14 protein-coding genes are annotated in these 16,097 nt (G+C 30.6%); 12 read left to right on the top strand and 2 right to left on the bottom strand.

The genetic code is table 11. The features are described from left to right. The first annotated feature begins 1 nt into the window (after position 1). The 3 genes from moaC (at position 2) to I6U51_RS07275 (ending at position 2,382) form a co-directional block, all read left to right on the top strand. Positions 2-472 (top strand): cyclic pyranopterin monophosphate synthase MoaC, encoded by a 471-nt coding sequence (gene moaC / locus I6U51_RS07285; RefSeq protein ID WP_425489753.1) that lies wholly within the window; start codon positions 2-4, stop codon positions 470-472. Positions 473-579: 107 nt separating this feature from the next. Next, positions 580-1,014, top strand: coding sequence for an MOSC domain-containing protein (locus tag I6U51_RS07280; RefSeq protein ID WP_211142021.1), 435 nt, complete (start codon positions 580-582; stop codon positions 1,012-1,014). A gap of 321 nt (positions 1,015-1,335) precedes the next feature. Then, positions 1,336-2,382: an HD-GYP domain-containing protein gene (locus I6U51_RS07275; RefSeq protein WP_211142020.1), complete on the top strand. Its 1,047-nt coding sequence runs from the start codon at positions 1,336-1,338 to the stop codon at positions 2,380-2,382. An 83-nt stretch (positions 2,383-2,465) separates the two neighbouring features. Here the strand turns inward: I6U51_RS07275 and I6U51_RS07270 are convergent, their stop codons facing one another. Beyond that, positions 2,466-3,488 carry an AI-2E family transporter gene (locus I6U51_RS07270; protein WP_211142019.1) on the bottom strand — a complete coding sequence of 341 codons (1,023 nt, stop codon included), beginning with the start codon at positions 3,486-3,488 and terminating at the stop codon, positions 2,466-2,468. A gap of 164 nt (positions 3,489-3,652) precedes the next feature. Here I6U51_RS07270 and I6U51_RS07265 point away from each other — a divergent pair, with 164 nt between their 5' ends. Continuing rightward, positions 3,653-4,903, top strand: coding sequence for an Nramp family divalent metal transporter (locus I6U51_RS07265; RefSeq protein ID WP_211142018.1), 1,251 nt, complete (start codon positions 3,653-3,655; stop codon positions 4,901-4,903). 623 nt (positions 4,904-5,526) lie between these two features. Next, positions 5,527-6,204 (top strand): hypothetical protein, encoded by a 678-nt coding sequence (locus I6U51_RS07260; RefSeq protein WP_211142017.1) that lies wholly within the window; start codon positions 5,527-5,529, stop codon positions 6,202-6,204. 134 nt (positions 6,205-6,338) lie between these two features. Here I6U51_RS07260 and I6U51_RS07255 read toward each other — a convergent pair whose 3' ends face one another. Further along, the gene (locus tag I6U51_RS07255) at positions 6,339-7,028 is read right to left on the bottom strand and encodes a DUF554 domain-containing protein (RefSeq protein ID WP_211142016.1); all 690 of its coding nucleotides are present in this window, start codon (positions 7,026-7,028) and stop codon (positions 6,339-6,341) included. A 251-nt stretch (positions 7,029-7,279) separates the two neighbouring features. Between I6U51_RS07255 and I6U51_RS07250 the strand changes: the two genes are divergently transcribed. The 7 genes from I6U51_RS07250 (at position 7,280) to I6U51_RS07220 (ending at position 15,957) form a co-directional block, all read left to right on the top strand. Continuing rightward, positions 7,280-7,543, top strand: coding sequence for a hypothetical protein (locus I6U51_RS07250; RefSeq protein WP_211142015.1), 264 nt, complete (start codon positions 7,280-7,282; stop codon positions 7,541-7,543). A 332-nt stretch (positions 7,544-7,875) separates the two neighbouring features. Beyond that, positions 7,876-8,688 carry an ABC transporter substrate-binding protein gene (locus I6U51_RS07245; protein ID WP_211142014.1) on the top strand — a complete coding sequence of 271 codons (813 nt, stop codon included), beginning with the start codon at positions 7,876-7,878 and terminating at the stop codon, positions 8,686-8,688. A 203-nt stretch (positions 8,689-8,891) separates the two neighbouring features. Further along, positions 8,892-10,355 (top strand): spore germination protein, encoded by a 1,464-nt coding sequence (locus tag I6U51_RS07240; RefSeq protein ID WP_211142013.1) that lies wholly within the window; start codon positions 8,892-8,894, stop codon positions 10,353-10,355. A 57-nt stretch (positions 10,356-10,412) separates the two neighbouring features. Continuing rightward, positions 10,413-11,477, top strand: a complete 1,065-nt coding sequence (locus I6U51_RS07235; RefSeq protein WP_211142012.1) for a GerAB/ArcD/ProY family transporter — start codon at positions 10,413-10,415, stop codon at positions 11,475-11,477. Between the two features lie 59 nt (positions 11,478-11,536). After that, the gene (locus I6U51_RS07230; protein WP_211142011.1) at positions 11,537-12,643 is read left to right on the top strand and encodes a Ger(x)C family spore germination protein; all 1,107 of its coding nucleotides are present in this window, start codon (positions 11,537-11,539) and stop codon (positions 12,641-12,643) included. A gap of 66 nt (positions 12,644-12,709) precedes the next feature. After that, the gene (locus I6U51_RS07225) at positions 12,710-14,461 is read left to right on the top strand and encodes a sigma-54-dependent Fis family transcriptional regulator (RefSeq protein ID WP_211142010.1); all 1,752 of its coding nucleotides are present in this window, start codon (positions 12,710-12,712) and stop codon (positions 14,459-14,461) included. Positions 14,462-14,685: 224 nt separating this feature from the next. Next, positions 14,686-15,957 carry an L-cysteine desulfidase family protein gene (locus tag I6U51_RS07220; protein WP_211142009.1) on the top strand — a complete coding sequence of 424 codons (1,272 nt, stop codon included), beginning with the start codon at positions 14,686-14,688 and terminating at the stop codon, positions 15,955-15,957. The last annotated feature ends 140 nt before the right edge of the window (positions 15,958-16,097 follow it).

Raw genomic sequence — 16,097 nt, 5'->3', positions numbered from 1 at the left:
AATGGATCTAACTCACATAAACGAACAAGGAAGAGCTAAAATGGTAGATGTAAGTGAAAAAGAAGATACTGCAAGAGAGGCGATTGCGGTAGGATCTATATACATGAAAAAGGAAACCCTTGAGAGAATAAAAGAAGGTGGCATAAAAAAGGGTGATGTACTATCTGTTGCACAGGTTGGAGGAATTATGGGAGCGAAAAATACCTCTAATATTATACCAATGTGCCATCCTATAAATATATCTGGATGCAATATAAGCTTCAAGTTAGATTTTGAAAATCTCAAAATTGATATAGAAGCTTCAGCAAAAACGGTAGGGAAAACAGGAATAGAGATGGAGGCCCTTACGGCTGTTTCTATCGCTGCCCTTACAATTTATGATATGTGTAAGGCTATCGATAGAGAAATGACTATATCTAATATAATGCTTGTTAAAAAGAGCGGTGGAAAGTCTGGATTATTTCAGCGCTAAAATTTAAAGATAACAAAAACTTGAGGAGGTTAAAGTCCTAAATGGACTTTAACGGGTAATTTTGATGGCAAAATTGCCCAGTGATCAGACTAAAAGGAGGAGTAAATATGGCAAAGGTTATAGCAGTAAATATAAGCGAAAAAAAAGGTGAAATAAAAATTCCTATAGAAAAGGGCTATTTTAAAGTAAATCATGGACTTGAGGGAGATGCACATGCAGGGGACTGGCATAGACAAGTAAGCCTGCTTGCACAGGAAAGTATAGATAAGATGAATTCTTTGGGAATCATGAATTTGGATAGTGGAAAATTTGCAGAAAACATTACTACTGAGGGCTTAGTACTATATGAGCTTCCTGTTGGGACAAAGCTTAGAATAGGAGAAACACTGATGGAAGTAACTCAGATAGGAAAAGAGTGTCATAAAGGATGCGCTATAAGAAGCCAGGTAGGCGATTGTATTATGCCAAGAGAAGGTATATTTACGAAGGTATTAGAAGGCGGTTTTGTTAAAGCCGGTGATGAAATCGAATTAATTAAATAAGAAACGCAAAGTAAAGCTTCAAAGGTAGAAGTCATTGAAATTATTAATTTCAGGACAAATACCTTTGAAGTTTTTATTTATGTGTAGAAAATTAATCTTAATAGGTATTGATAGAAATAGTTTTTATGTTAATAATTAAATAAAAAAATTAGTGGGATTAAAAATAAAGGTAAACAACTATGGTACGATAATATAATATAGTATAATAAATTTGAGTGACTTTAGTGTTGTATTTTACTTTAAGCTAAAAGTAAAATATTATAGACAACTGGATAAGATGAGAGGATCTATATTATCTGGCTGCAGAAAGGAAGTGTTTAAATGCGATATGTTCCTATTTACTGCTTGCGTGATGGAATGAAACTTGGTAGAAATATTTATTCAAGCGATGGTGTAACGTTGTTATCAAAGGATGTACGACTAACAGATGAGTATATTAAAAGTCTTGAAAAATTAGGAGTTAATGGCGTTTATATAGAGGATACCGTATCCCATGATATAGCAATAAAAAGTGTAATTTCAGATGAATTAAGAGTACAAGCTGTAAAGTCTATCAAAGGAATTTATAACGATCCAACAAATGTTTCTAATAGCATAGCTACTGTTGAAAATTTGGCCAAAAGCATTATTTGTGAAATATTAAATAATAAAAATATAATGGTCAATATGGTTGATATTAAGACTTTCGATGATTATATTTACAGTCATAGCGTAAATGTAGCAGTATTGTCTAGTGTAATTGGAATGGCAATGCACTTAGACAGTACAAAAATAGAAAAGCTTACTGCGTCTGCACTTTTGCATGATATTGGGAAGGTTTTTATGCCTAAAGATATAGTAAATAAGGTTGAAAAACTTACAAAAGAAGAAGAAAAATTATATAGAAGCCATCCGGAAAAAGGTTATAGATATATAAAACAACACTACACTGTACCTGTGACAACTTATGTAGGGATTTTACAGCATCACGAAAGATACGATGGTTATGGCTATCCGGATGGAAAAAGAGGAGAAGAGATTTCAAAATTTGGAAGAGTGCTATGTCTTTGTGATGCATACGATAATTTGGTATCAGAAAGGCCGAATAAAAAGGCATATCTACCTTCTGATGCGATAGAATATATAATGGCTAATAATGGACAAATCTTTGATCCAAAACTTGTAAAGATATTTTTAAGAAGAGTTGCTCCATATCCTTTAGGAACTATTTTAAAATTAAGTAATGGAGAGAGGGCAATAGTTATTGGAAATAATGAAGAATGCTCCACACGTCCAACGGTAAGAAATCTAGAAAATAACACAGTATATGATTTAACTTATGATAAAAAATTAAAGAATGTAACTATTATTGGTGTAGAAAATATCTAAAATTATAGAGTTACTTGGGGATCAGTTTCCTTATAAGAGCTATAATAAATGAAATGCTAAAAGGACAGATTTACATCTGTCCTTTATTTATCATGCAATTTAACCTCAAGTAGGTCTAATATAAACATAAATAGTGGAATTCCAATTAGCAATCCCCATACTCCCATGAAATGTTCTGATGCAATAAGTATTATAAAAGTAAAGAATATAGGTAGATGAACTTTTGCTGACATAAGTTTTGGGTTTAAAATATAACTTTCAAGTGAATGAATTACAGCAATCATTATTAAAACATAAATGACTTTAACAAAGCCGCCTATCTTAAATGCTATAAGGGTTAAAGGTATAAGAGAAACTATAACCCCTGCTACAGGAATTAGACTCAATACAAATATCATAAAGCCTAAAGTAATTAGCTGTGGAAAATGAAGCACCGAAAGCATAATTACTGAAAGTATGGTATTAAAGAATGCTATAAGTATTTGTGCCTGAACAACTTTACCAAAAGAGTTTAAGAAATTATTTCCAAAGAATCTTAAATATCTATATAACCCTGAAATTTTGCTGTTTTCAAACTTTCTTAAAAAACATATAACCTTTCTTTTTTCAAGCATAAAGAATAGGCTTAGCATTATAGCAATAAATACATCAATACTCCATTTTCCTATATTCGTAGCGAATTGGAAGGTTATATCAAATCCTGATTTTAAGTAACTTTTTATATCTACCTGCTGGAACAATGACATCAAATACTTGTGAACAATGTCAGAATTTGAATCAGGAGTAAGATCAATGTCCATGGCTTGATTTATTATATATTTGCTTTGTGTAATAAGTAAAGGTATATATTTAGCTATAATTAATACTATAGAAGCAAATAGTAATGAATAAAGTATTACCGTAATAAGTTTCTCCTTTACAGGGGTAATTCGTTTAAGTTGTTTAATTATTAAGTTTTGTAAGCTGTTCATCAGATAGGTAAAAACAAAGGTTAGCAAGAATAAATTCAACATTGATTTACCTGCATAAAACAGCAATATAATAAATATAAGGGTTAAGAATTTCTTAACGCTATCTTTAGAAAAAAACTCTCTTAAAAAATCCATATGAAATCTCCTCGAAAAATTAGTTTTATGTCTCAAAACAAGTATAATAATAACATAATTTATATAAATTTGCTAATATATAATAAAAAATGTTTTGTAAACTATTTTTAAATTATTATTCATGTATTATAATATTTTTAACAGTTTAAGGAGTTGTTGGCAAAATGAAAATAAATAAATTCTTTCAACACAAAAAAAAGCACGAATTTATGGCATTAGACTTTTTAAAGTATATAGGCCCAGGTTTTCTTGTAACAGTAGGCTTTATAGACCCAGGCAATTGGGCAGCTAATATTGCTGCAGGTGCTGATTATGGATATAAGCTCCTGTGGATGGTTACCTTGGGTACAATAATGCTTATAGTTCTTCAGCACAACGTTGCACATTTAGGAATCACAACAGGATATTGTCTATCTGAGGCAGCCTCAATATACTTAAAGCCTGTTTTTTCTAAGCTCATACTCTTTTCTGCAATAGTAGCTTCAATATCCACAGCTTTGGCTGAAGTTTTAGGAGGGGCAATAGCTCTAAATATGTTGTTTAAGATACCAATCAAAATCGGATCTCTTATGGTATGTATTTTAGTCATTATTATGATTTTTACTAATTCCTATAAAAGAATGGAGAAATTGATTATAGGTTTTGTGTCTCTAATTGGTATATCATTTATATTTGAGCTTACTCTTGTTAAAATAAATTGGATGGAAGCTGCAACGGGCTGGTTTGTTCCCATTATACCTCAAGGTTCTATTGTAATTATAATGAGTGTATTAGGTGCTGTAGTTATGCCCCATAACTTATATTTACATTCAGAAATAATACAAAGCAGGCAGTGGAATTTGGAAAATGAAGAGGTAATAAATCATCAATTAAAATACGAATTTATAGATACACTATTTTCTATGATTATTGGATGGGCTATAAATAGTGCTATGATACTAGTAGCAGCCGCTACATTTTTTACTAAAAATATTAAGGTAACAGAGCTTAGTCAAGCTCAATCTATGCTTACACCTATGCTTGGAAGTATAGCTGCCATAATCTTTGCCGTGGCTTTGCTTTTTTCTGGGATATCTTCCAGTGTGACAGCAGGAATGGCTGGTGGGAGCATATTTGCTGGATTATATAAAGAGCCTTATGATATACATGATAGACATACGGGAATAGGAGTACTAGTAACGATTGTATGTGGCACAGCTATTATATTTTTTATAAAGGATCCTTTTAAGGGACTCATTATATCTCAAATGCTACTGAGTATTCAACTTCCTATTACAATAATACTGCAAATATACTTAACATCTTCTAAAAAGGTTATGGGAAAATACGCTAACAGTAGATTGTCAAAGATAATTTTGAGTATAATTGCTTTTACAGTAATCATTCTAAACATATTATTACTAATTCTATCCTAAACCATATGATAATATAACAGTATGCCTGCTTAAGCAGAGAACTCAAATCTCTGATTTAAAGTGAGTCGCTTACTGAGCGAGTACTCATTCGACGACAGGAGAAGAAGTTTCGTATATTTAAATTAAGAATCCCAAGTTAGAGAGTATATCTAAATAAAGACTAAAATTTATTGGTTCATTAAGGATCACATGGAAATTTTATGAAAATATTTGAATATTGTGATATTAATTGGTTATAATACTTATTGTAAAAAGTCTTGAATGATTTAACGTACAACATGTAAAGATTGAATGCGCTATAAGGGTTATAGCGGCCGATACTTATTAATGTTTTGATATGTTATATATACAGCCTAAATGTTTTATAATACTCTTATATTAGGAATTCCATATAAGTGATTTTGCATATATAGGTTGTAATGAAATTTTCAAGATTTTTTATATATTCCTATAGGATAAGCAGGTGATGATCACACCTGCTTTTTATGTTTTTATTAAATTAATAAGGACAATTTTATATTTTTATGGTAAACTAATCTACAAGAACAACTTAATAAGAAAATTATGAATTTTGTTTTATTTATACTTATAGGGAGTTTCTTTGAAGGGATTGGAGTTGTGTTATGGGTATTAGTGATATGAAAAATGAAGTCTATACTTTTATGAATAAGCTTTACAATGACTTAAAAGAAGAACTTTATTTATGCGGCGATTTAAAGGAAGTTAATGAAACTTTTGATGAAGAGTATATAAACATTAGCGACTATAGTAAGGTATTACAGTCTAATCTTTTGATTAGAAGTCAAAGTGAATTAATGGACAAAGGTTATGATGAAGATAAGATAAAGATTGTGGAAAAAATAGAAGATATGATTGGCGATATACATATTGCTCATATGAAAATTGATGAAAATAAGCTTTATGTTGAAGAGGAAGATAAACCAATTGCTACAGATGGAAAAAATAGCGAAAAGAAGTCAACTAAAACTATTGTTGTAATATCTGGTATACTAATTGGTTTCTTTTGTGGAATCATACTGAAAAGAGATATAATAAATGGAATAATCATGGGATTTATCGGAGCCGCATTTGGATTTGCTGTATATGAGATGTATTTCGCTGGAGATAACAAGAATTATGAAAAGGTAATTAGAAAAGACAGGCTAATGAATAAAAGGCTAGACAAAAAGTATTTTGATATATTGATAGCAGAAAGAAAAAGAAATATAGAAAGTATTTTGATAAAATATATAGATGATTTTAATGATGCTCTGGAGAAGAAAGTTGAAGAGAGTGCTTAATAAAAAACGATAAAATATANNTATATTTTATCGTTTTTTATTTATAAACAAAATTCTTGGCTTCAGGTGGAGTTTGTCTGCAACCACTGGGCAATTCTGCCCGTTAAATGCCATTTTAAAGCTTAGAAGTCTGTTTATCGCATTAAGTTTAAAATAAGTTGATAAAAGATTGGTATAAAAACAGCTGGAAGTAAATTTGCAACTTTTATTTTTGACATACCAAGCATATTAAAGCCTATACCCATAATTAGAAGACTTCCTATTGCGGTCATATCTGTAATAACAGATTGGATTAGAATGGCTTTTAATCCTGAAGCAGCAATAGTTATAACACCTTGATAAAGTAACACTGAAACAGAAGAAAGCATTACACCTATTCCTAAGGTAGATGAAAAAATTATAGATGCTACGCCATCAAGCATTGATTTAGCAAAAAGTATCTTGTTGTTGCCTTGAAGGCCACTTTCAAGAGAACCTACTATTGCCATTGAACCAACACAAAATAAAAGACTGGCAGTTACAAAGCCCTCTGAAATTTTGATGCCTCTGCCTTTAAATTTATTTTCAATTCTATCACCTAATTTTTTTAGTAGGTTATCTATGTCTACTAGCTCGCCGATAAAACCACCTATTACAGATGAAATTATGATAAGCATAACATTAGATCCCTTAATTGCCCCTGATATACCTATGTAGATAACACAAAGAGAGAGACCCTGCATGATGGTATTGCTAATTTTTTCAGGCACACCACCTTTGACTAAGAGTCCAATCAAGCTTCCAACTATAATAGCAGAAAAGTTAACAATAGTTCCTAAAAGCATAAAATATCCCCCCAATATTTCTCTAGTAACAATAATATAAGTTAACTTTCTAGTTACTTTCCTTATATTATGAAATTTTTCTCAATATAATTCTATCAGAAAATTTATATTTGTGGAGAAAAAAATAGTAATTAAATTTTAATTATATACATATTTATAGGTATGGGGTAAGAAATAAAACTTGACTATCGAACATGTGTTCGTTATAATGAAAATATAAATTACCCAAACAAATGATCGGGGGTATACAAATGGACGAATATAATCTTTTTATTAGAATCAATTATAAAGCATCAGAAAATGATAGAGTAATAAGTAGTAATACAAGGGTAAATAACAGTAAGGTTAACTCCAACAAATACCTAATTGGTGGAGGAGTATTAAATAGAAAAGGCGGTACAGTTGTATTTACAGCTAAAAGTTTAGAAGAAGTAAAGCAAGTGACTCAGGACAAGCCATTATTAAAAAATATAGAAATGAATTATAATGTAGCAGTTATTCCAAAAGGAGTTTAATAAAACTAGCAGTTTAGCTGCTAGTTTTATTTTTATATAGTGTCATATATGCATAAATATAATGAATAGATAAAATAAATATATATGCGTCCAGTGTTTATTTTATGACTAAGTTTGTATTATTATTAATATTAATACAAACTTAGTCTTTCTGTTTTTATTGGCTTGAAAGAAAATATATTTTAAAATTAATGTGACGTTATCTAAGGAGTGTAAGCATAATTATAAAATTATATGAAATTTTATTAGGAATTTTTATTTAAATTGTTGCATAATAATAAAATTAATTGTATAATTATAAGTATAGAAAATAATTAAGGGGGCACAAAATTATGAAGAAAATTTCAGCTTTGATAATAACTGCAGTGATGTCTGTATCATTATTTGCAGGATGCGGAAATAATAATAGTTCAAACAACAGTAATTCGCAAAAGGTAGACTCATTACAAAGAGTTAAAAACGCAGGTAAGTTAACTATCGGACTTGATGATTCTTATCCACCAATGGAATTTAGGGATGACAAAAATAACTTGGTAGGTTTTGATATAGATTTAGGAAACGAGTTAGCAAAAAAACTAGGCGTAAAATTGGAAGTAACGACTACAGATTTTAATGGAATTTTGTTAGCACTTAAATCAGGAAAATTCGATGTAATACTTTCGGCTTTAAGCATAACAGATCAGAGAAAACAAGAGATAGATTTTGTTGGACCATACATAGATGGTGGTCAAATAATGATAACTAAAAAGGATAATGATAAAATAAACACCAAAGAAGACTTGAAAGGTAAAGTAGTAGGAGCTCAACTTGGTTCAACTGGTGAGCAAGCAGCTATGAAGGTAGAAGGAACTAAGGAAGTTAAGAGATATGATAAGATTACAGAAGCTTTCCACGATTTATCCATAGGAAGAATAGATTCATTAATAGTTGACGGTCAAGTTGGAGGATACTACATTAAGAAGGATGGCGGCAACTACAAAATATTAAACGAAAAGCTAACAAAAGAACCAGAAGGAATAGGTATAAAGAAAGAGGATAAGGAATTAAAAGAGGCTTTACAAAAGGCTTTAGATGAACTTAAAGCAGATGGTACTTTATCTAAGCTTTCAATGAAGTGGTTTGGATATGACATTTATAAACAATAATTTAAAATAGATTAATATTATTAGAGATCTTGGCAATCTGATTGCTGAGGTCTTTTTGCATGTTTTTGATAGATTTTAACTGTATATATATGTATTCAAAATGAAGATGACTGCAGTATAATGTACGAATATATTTGAACTTTTTAGGTAAATATAAAAGCAAAAAAGGAATATTAGAGTTTATTCAGGGGGTGCTGTATAACATGAATTCCCTTACAAATAACCTAGATGATAATATAAACACAATTTTAGCTAATTCTCCAGCAAATTTCAATGTTGTAAAGAGAGAAATAATAATTAAAGATAATATTAGATGCTTTATATTATATATTAGTAACCTTGCGAAACAAGAATTTATAGAAAATAGTATAATATTTCCTCTGTTATTTCATGTTCAATGTCCAATAAACAACGTTGAGTGTAAGACAGAGTATATAGCGAAAAGATATATAGCATCAAGTGATGTTCAGGTTACGTCGGACCTAAATTTAATATCTATGGAGTTGAAGCGTGGAAAGTGTACAATTTTAATAGAAAATGAGAATAGTGTTATAGTCTGTAAAACCATAGGAGCAGCACATAGAGCTGTTACAGAGTCAAATGTTGAAAAAGTTATAAGAGGTGGAAGAGAAGCTTTTATTGAAAGCTTAGAAATTAATATATCATTAGTTCAACAGGGAATTAGAAATGATCATTTAAAAATAGAGACTTTTATATTTGGGGAAGAAAACCAGATGGATTCAGTTCTTATCTATTTGGATAATGCAATTGATCCTGAGGTATTAAATAATATTCGAAACAGCATGAACCTTGTAAAAGCTAAACAAATATTAGGGCCAGGAATGTTAAGTCAACTAATGAGAATTTCTACTTGGTCAATTTTTCCTCAGGTCAAAACTAGTGAAAAACCGACGAAGGTAATTTCGGACATTCTTCAAGGTAAAGCAGCTATATTAGCAGAGGGAGCCCCTTATGCAATGATACTTCCTGCTTGTTTTGTAGAATTTTTTCAAGATATTGAAGATTATGCAAACAGAATCTTACTTGGAACTTTCGACAGGCTTATCAGGCTTTTAGCTTCAATAATAGTTTTAATTTTACCTTCTGTATACCTTATACTTTTGACTTATAATAGTGAGCTTACACCTCTAAATTTAATAAAAATAATTGTAAGCACAAGGCAGAATATTCCTCTGCCACCCTTTTTAGAGATACTTTTTATGGAGATTTTAGTAGAAATCCTTAGAGAGGGAGGACTTAGGCTTCCAAGCCCAGTAGGTCAAACACTGTCAATAGTTGGAGGTATTGTATTAGGTCAGGCAGCTACTTTAGCCGGACTGGTAAGCCCAACTACACTAGTGGTTGTGGCTATTACTGTTATATGCACTTTTCTTATTCCTAATTATGATATGGCACTTTCTATTAGATTATTGCGCTTTGGAGTTCTTTTAATGACTAATTTCTTTGCCTTTTTAGGACTTTTGGTTGCAATTCAATTAATTATTGTAACATTAATAAAGATGGATTCTTTTGGTGTCCCATATTTTACACCATTTGCTCCGCTTAGATTTAAAGGATTAAAGGATGCTTTTATAAGGTATAAGATAGAAAATTTAAATACTAGAGCTACTGGATTTGAAATAAGCAAGAATAAGAAAAATAAATAATTTTAAAAAGTTATTCAAAATATATCAAAACAATGGAAAGTTGTAGAGGGAAGTACAATGAATATAAACAACAAAATAACTGAATATCAATATATAGCTCTTGTGCATAGTACAATGATAGCAGTAGGAATTTTGTCTGTTGCTCAAAGTGTAACTAATGATGCTCATCAACAGGGATGGATATCGGTTCTAATTGGTGGCGTATATCCTATTGTTGTAGTGGTGATGGCTGCTTACATAGATGAAAAAATGAATCATATTGATTTTTTGAAAATAAACAATGAGATATATGGCAAATTTTTAACCTACGTAATAGTTTTAATTTTCTTTGCAATGTTTCTCTTTTTAGAAGTATCAGTTTTATCTGGTTTTACAAACGTACTGAATTTAACGATTGTAAATTATATCCCAAGGTACATAATATTAATAGTTATTACCCTACTAAATGTATATTCAGTTATATATGGACTTACTAATATAGGGAGATTGTGTGAATTATTTTTTTATCTAATGATAGCATTTGTAGTTTTAATGATGTTCTTTATTCCACGAGGAGACATAAGAAATATAAAACCTATTATTACTTCTTATAAAGATATAATTAAGGCAATACCTGCTACTTTGTATTCATATACAGGTGTGGAAATAAGTTACATTTCTCTATCGTTTATAACTAATAGAAAAAATGCTAAAAAAGCAGGTATAATTGCAGTTTTTACAATAATATTTATATATACATTAAATATATTTATTACTATTCACTTCCTTGGATGGGAGCTAACTTCGAAGGTTTATTATCCTCTTCTTTATTTAGTATCAACTATACATCTACCATTAGTTGAAAATTTTAAAATATTGCTGATATTTTTATGGAGTAGTATTATATTTAGGATTTTAGTCTGTGATCTTTTTGCATCCTCATATTGTTTGTCAAAAGTTATAAAAATGAATTACAGAGGATGCTGCATTATATGTTCTATTTTAGCTTTAGGATTAAGCTACTTTTTTATACCTGAATATAATAGAACCAAAATTTTAGATACTACTACTCCTTACATAGTAATATTTGGAGTACTTTGGGGAGTTATAACTTCAGTATTGGTTCGTTTTAAAAGGAGATAATATGCCATGTTTACATAAAACTAAAGATTAAGATAATTATCTATTAGGAAGTGATAATAATGAAAGAAATAAAAATGCTAGCCGTAATTGTTATAATACCTATCATGCTTTCAGGATGTTACAATATGCGTCCACAGGAAGATTTGGGAATAATAATAGGATTAGGATACGATATAGAAAATCAGGGGGTTGGATATAAATATAAAGATACATCAGAAACTTTTATTTTTAAAGGTGAAAAAAAAATAGAACATGAAGTCTTAAGTGGTAGAAGCAAATCAATATACAGTACTGAAAATGAACTTCAGATGAAGTTTAACAAGAAATGGATAGCAGGTACAGAAATAGTTTACTTAATTGGGGAGGAGAGAGCAAGGTATGGAATTAAAGATATAATAGATGGACAGATAAGAGATCCTATCAGAAGAGAGATAGCAGCTATAGCAGTAAGCCAAAATACGGCAGAAAATGTATATAAATTGGAACCTAAATCAGCATCTACTATAGCGGAAGAACTTCGAGGAATTTTAAGGTTTATTTATATGGATAACTTTTTTCCAATTGATAATGAAGTTTCAGAGTTTTTAAAGATGTATTATCAAGAGGGAAGAAAAGTCGTTATCCCATATATAAATGTAATTGATAATAGACCTCAGGTTACAGGACTTGCGCTATTTAGGAAGGATAAAATGGTTAGAAAAGTTTCCTTAGATGAGGCTAGGTTAATAAATATTTTGAGAAATAATGATGGATTCGGATATCTAGCTATTAACAAACCAGAAAGAAACGAATACTATGAGGCTTATTTTAAAAATAAAAATAAACTTAAAGTGAAGGTTTCAAAAGAGGGTAATAATTTAAAGTATGATATTTTTGTTACTCTTATTGGAGATTTAAAAGTAGATACTATAGATAAAAATCTGATAACTAAAAAAGAGGTTAAAGATATAGAAAAAGCATTTGCAGAAGATTTGCAGAAAAAATTAGAGATCGAATTGGGGAAAATGCAAAAAGAATATCAGACAGACTGGATTGATATTGGAAAATATGCAGCAGCTAAATATGGGAGACAAGGAAACTATGCCAGTGATGAAGCCTTTTGTGATGCTATAATAGATGTACATGTAAATGTCAAAGTAGCTACTATAGGACAAAAGAAAAAATAAATGTTATACTATTTTTAAATAAAATAGTATTTTACATTAGGTTAAGGAAGAATGGGGGAAGGACCTTTGATACATCTTATTAAAGATGAGCTGCAAGGTATCGCTGAAACAATTAAAGCGATAGTTGGCATTGACGTAACAATTATGGATAGAAATTTACTTAGAATAGCAGCAACAGGAAGCCTTAAGGACAAAATAGGAGCATATGGCCCCAAAAACTCAGTATTTGAAAGGTGCGTAAAAACAGGAGAACCTTATCTCATTGAAGACCCTACAACTTGCAGTGAATGTATTACTTGTGATATAAGAGGAACTTGCGATGAAAAAGCAGAAGTATGTTTTCCTATAATTATAGATGATAGAGTTGAAGGCGTTATTGGAATGATTATCTTTGATGAAAGACAAAAAAAGACCTTTCTGGAGAAAAAAGATAGTTATACTGATTTTGATAAGAGGTTAAGTGAGTTTATTTCTTCAAGAATCAGAGAGAAGAGCATTAACAATAAGCTAGAGTATAAATCAAAAGAACTGCTGACAGTAATCGACTCTGTAAATGAAGGAATTATAATCATAGATGATGAAAATAAAATACTTAGTATAAATAAATATATTAAAGAAAAATTTAAGCTAAAAGATTTTGGAATAGTGAGCAAAAACATAAATGAAATACTTCCTGACAAAATAATTGATAAGTTTAGGAAGACAAACTATTGCATAGAAGAAGATCAAGTATCTATTAGTTATAATAATTATAGATATGTGTTTCTCTTGTCAATAAAAGCTATTGAAGTTAATGAAAAGATTTCCGGTGCAGTTATAACCTTTAAGGACTTTAATAAATTACAACAGTCAGTTTTGAAAGCAAGCGAAAAACATTCATTATTTACTTTTGAAAATATTATAGGAGACAGCCCTGCATTTTCTCAAGTTAAAGAACAGGTGAGACTTATTTCAAAGCAAAATGTACCAGTTTTATTATTAGGAGAAAGTGGTACAGGTAAGGAGCTTTTTGCTAGAGCTATTCATTTTGAAAGTGATAGAAAAAACGAAATCTTTATGCCAATAAACTGTGGTGCAATACCAGACAGCCTTGTGGAAAGTGAACTTTTTGGATATGAAAAAGGTGCATTTACAGGTGCCAGCAGCAGCGGTAAGATGGGTAAATTTGAAATTGCAAAGGATGGAACTATCTTTTTAGATGAGATAGGTGACTTGCCTCTTCATATGCAGGTTAAGCTGCTTAGAGTACTTGAGGAAAAAGAAATTGTAAGAGTAGGAGGGTTAAATACTATTAAGGTTAACCCAAGAATTGTTGCAGCTACAAATAAGAATTTATATAAAATGGTAGAACGAGGAGAGTTTAGACAGGATTTATTCTACAGATTGAACGTAATCCCTATTAATATACCTTCACTAAGAGAAAGAGGATATGATGTATTAGAACTTTCGATGTATTTTTTAAATAGATACAACAGAATATACGAAAAAAACATCGAAGGCTTTACTGACGACGCTAAAAATGCTTTGATGGCTTATTCTTGGCCAGGTAACGTAAGAGAATTACAGAATTTAATAGAATATGCTATCAACTTTGAAAAAGAAAAACATATTACGCTGGATACCATAATTAAAAGAATGACCAGTGAAGAGGATATTCTTTTAATTGAAAAAGGATTAAAAGAGATGGTAGCAGAATATGAAAAGCAGATAATCAATAAATTAATTGAGCGTTATGGTGCTGATACTGATGCAAAAAAAATAATCGCTAAAAAACTAGGAATAAGTCCAGCCACATTATATCGTAAGCTTGAAGAATAAAAGCACCTATGCATTTTTCTCAAAAATAATAATTAATTATCATTTTTGAGAAAAACGTTAAAGCAAGGTGTAAACGGTTATATAGAGAAATTCCAATGTTTTCATAAATATAATTCTTATTTTTGAGAAAACTGAAAGGATAATCTGCGTAGTTAAGCCATAAAATCTTTGGCATGATATTTGCTTATTAATAATTATAGATAAAATCTAGGAGGTAATAACAGATGAAAAACAATGAATTATTAGTAAGCATATTAAAGGATCAGGTTGTTCCAGCACTTGGATGTACAGAGCCAACTGCAGTTGCATATGCAGTTGCAAAAGCTAAGGAATTATTGGAAGAAGATGTGGAAACATTAGATATATTAGTTGACCGTAATGTATTAAAGAATGGTAAAGAAGTAGGCATACCTGGAACGAATGAGAAGGGAATAGTAGTTGCTGCAGCTTTAGCATTAGTTGTAGGGAAGTCAGAATATAAGCTTGAAGTGTTAAAAGAGGTAACAAATGAGAGCTTAGAAGAAGCCCTTAAGCTAATGGGAAAAAATATGATAAATCTTGATTTAAAAAAGGATGTTACAGGTCTTTATATTGAAGTAGCTGCAAAAGGTAAAAACAATACTTCAAGAGTAGTTATTAAAAAGACTCACTTAAATGTAGTTCTTCTTGAACAAAACGGACAATGTATCTCAGCTCAAGATGACAAAGAAGAAGCTGCAAAACCATCTTTAAGAGATAGAATCAAAGAATTTACCATTGCTGATTTAAAGGAATTTGTTGATACTATAGAGTTTGAAAAAATCAAGTTCATAAATGAAGGAATTGTTATGAACAGAAGAATTGCTGATGATGACTTAAAATACAATCTAGGTATCGGACTTGGAAATATGTTGAAGAGCGATAAAGAGGATCTAGAGCAAAATGCTAAGGCAATAACTTCAGCTGCTTCAGAAGCAAGAATGGCTGGACATCCATTACCAGTAATGAGTAGTGCAGGTAGTGGAAATCACGGATTAGTTGCTATATTACCTATAGCTATTATTGGAGAAGGAATGAATATAGACAATGAAAAAATAGTTAGAGCGGTAACACTAAGCCACTTAGTTACTGTATATATAAAGAGCTACACAGGAGCATTATCACCAGTTTGCGGATGTGGAGTTGCTGCTGGGGTAGGAGCTAGTGCAGGACTATCATATCTTTTAGGAGGAACTCTTGAGCAAATAGGTGGAGCTATTAAAAACATGATAGCTGGAATAAGCGGAATGATATGCGATGGAGCTAAAATTGGATGTTCCTATAAGTTAGCTATATCAGTAAATGCAGCAGTGGATGCAGCTAAAATGGCAAACAAAAATGTATTTATACCTTCAAGAGATGGTATACTTGATGATTCAGTAGAAAAGACAATACAAAACTTAGGAAGAGTATCAAATGAAGGTATGGCAAATACTGACGATATAATTCTAGATGTAATGTTACAAGGCTGTAAATAAGCAAAATTAAGCTCATAAGCTAAAGAAAAAATCTTTAGTTTATGAGCTTTCTCTATAGGGATACTGGGCCAAAAGTTAACTTATACGCCGGGATATGTTTCCAAGCTTCAGCACGTTAAAAGCTTTTAGCCAGTCTAAAG

The organism is Clostridium aciditolerans (assembly GCF_016316925.1).
Taxonomy (GTDB): domain Bacteria; phylum Bacillota; class Clostridia; order Clostridiales; family Clostridiaceae; genus Clostridium_AM; species Clostridium_AM aciditolerans.
Note: the sequence above shows the minus strand (reverse complement) of the source record. Positions and strands in the feature narration are given on the sequence as shown.

Coding starts and splice junctions, on each gene's coding strand:
- moaC (WP_425489753.1), top strand. CDS start 2: ATGGATCTAACTCACATAAACGAACAAGGAAGAGCTAAAATGGTAGAT.
- I6U51_RS07280 (WP_211142021.1), top strand. CDS start 580: ATGGCAAAGGTTATAGCAGTAAATATAAGCGAAAAAAAAGGTGAAATA.
- I6U51_RS07275 (WP_211142020.1), top strand. CDS start 1,336: ATGCGATATGTTCCTATTTACTGCTTGCGTGATGGAATGAAACTTGGT.
- I6U51_RS07270 (WP_211142019.1), bottom strand. CDS start 3,488: ATGGATTTTTTAAGAGAGTTTTTTTCTAAAGATAGCGTTAAGAAATTC.
- I6U51_RS07265 (WP_211142018.1), top strand. CDS start 3,653: ATGAAAATAAATAAATTCTTTCAACACAAAAAAAAGCACGAATTTATG.
- I6U51_RS07260 (WP_211142017.1), top strand. CDS start 5,527: ATGGGTATTAGTGATATGAAAAATGAAGTCTATACTTTTATGAATAAG.
- I6U51_RS07255 (WP_211142016.1), bottom strand. CDS start 7,028: ATGCTTTTAGGAACTATTGTTAACTTTTCTGCTATTATAGTTGGAAGC.
- I6U51_RS07250 (WP_211142015.1), top strand. CDS start 7,280: ATGGACGAATATAATCTTTTTATTAGAATCAATTATAAAGCATCAGAA.
- I6U51_RS07245 (WP_211142014.1), top strand. CDS start 7,876: ATGAAGAAAATTTCAGCTTTGATAATAACTGCAGTGATGTCTGTATCA.
- I6U51_RS07240 (WP_211142013.1), top strand. CDS start 8,892: ATGAATTCCCTTACAAATAACCTAGATGATAATATAAACACAATTTTA.
- I6U51_RS07235 (WP_211142012.1), top strand. CDS start 10,413: ATGAATATAAACAACAAAATAACTGAATATCAATATATAGCTCTTGTG.
- I6U51_RS07230 (WP_211142011.1), top strand. CDS start 11,537: ATGAAAGAAATAAAAATGCTAGCCGTAATTGTTATAATACCTATCATG.
- I6U51_RS07220 (WP_211142009.1), top strand. CDS start 14,686: ATGAAAAACAATGAATTATTAGTAAGCATATTAAAGGATCAGGTTGTT.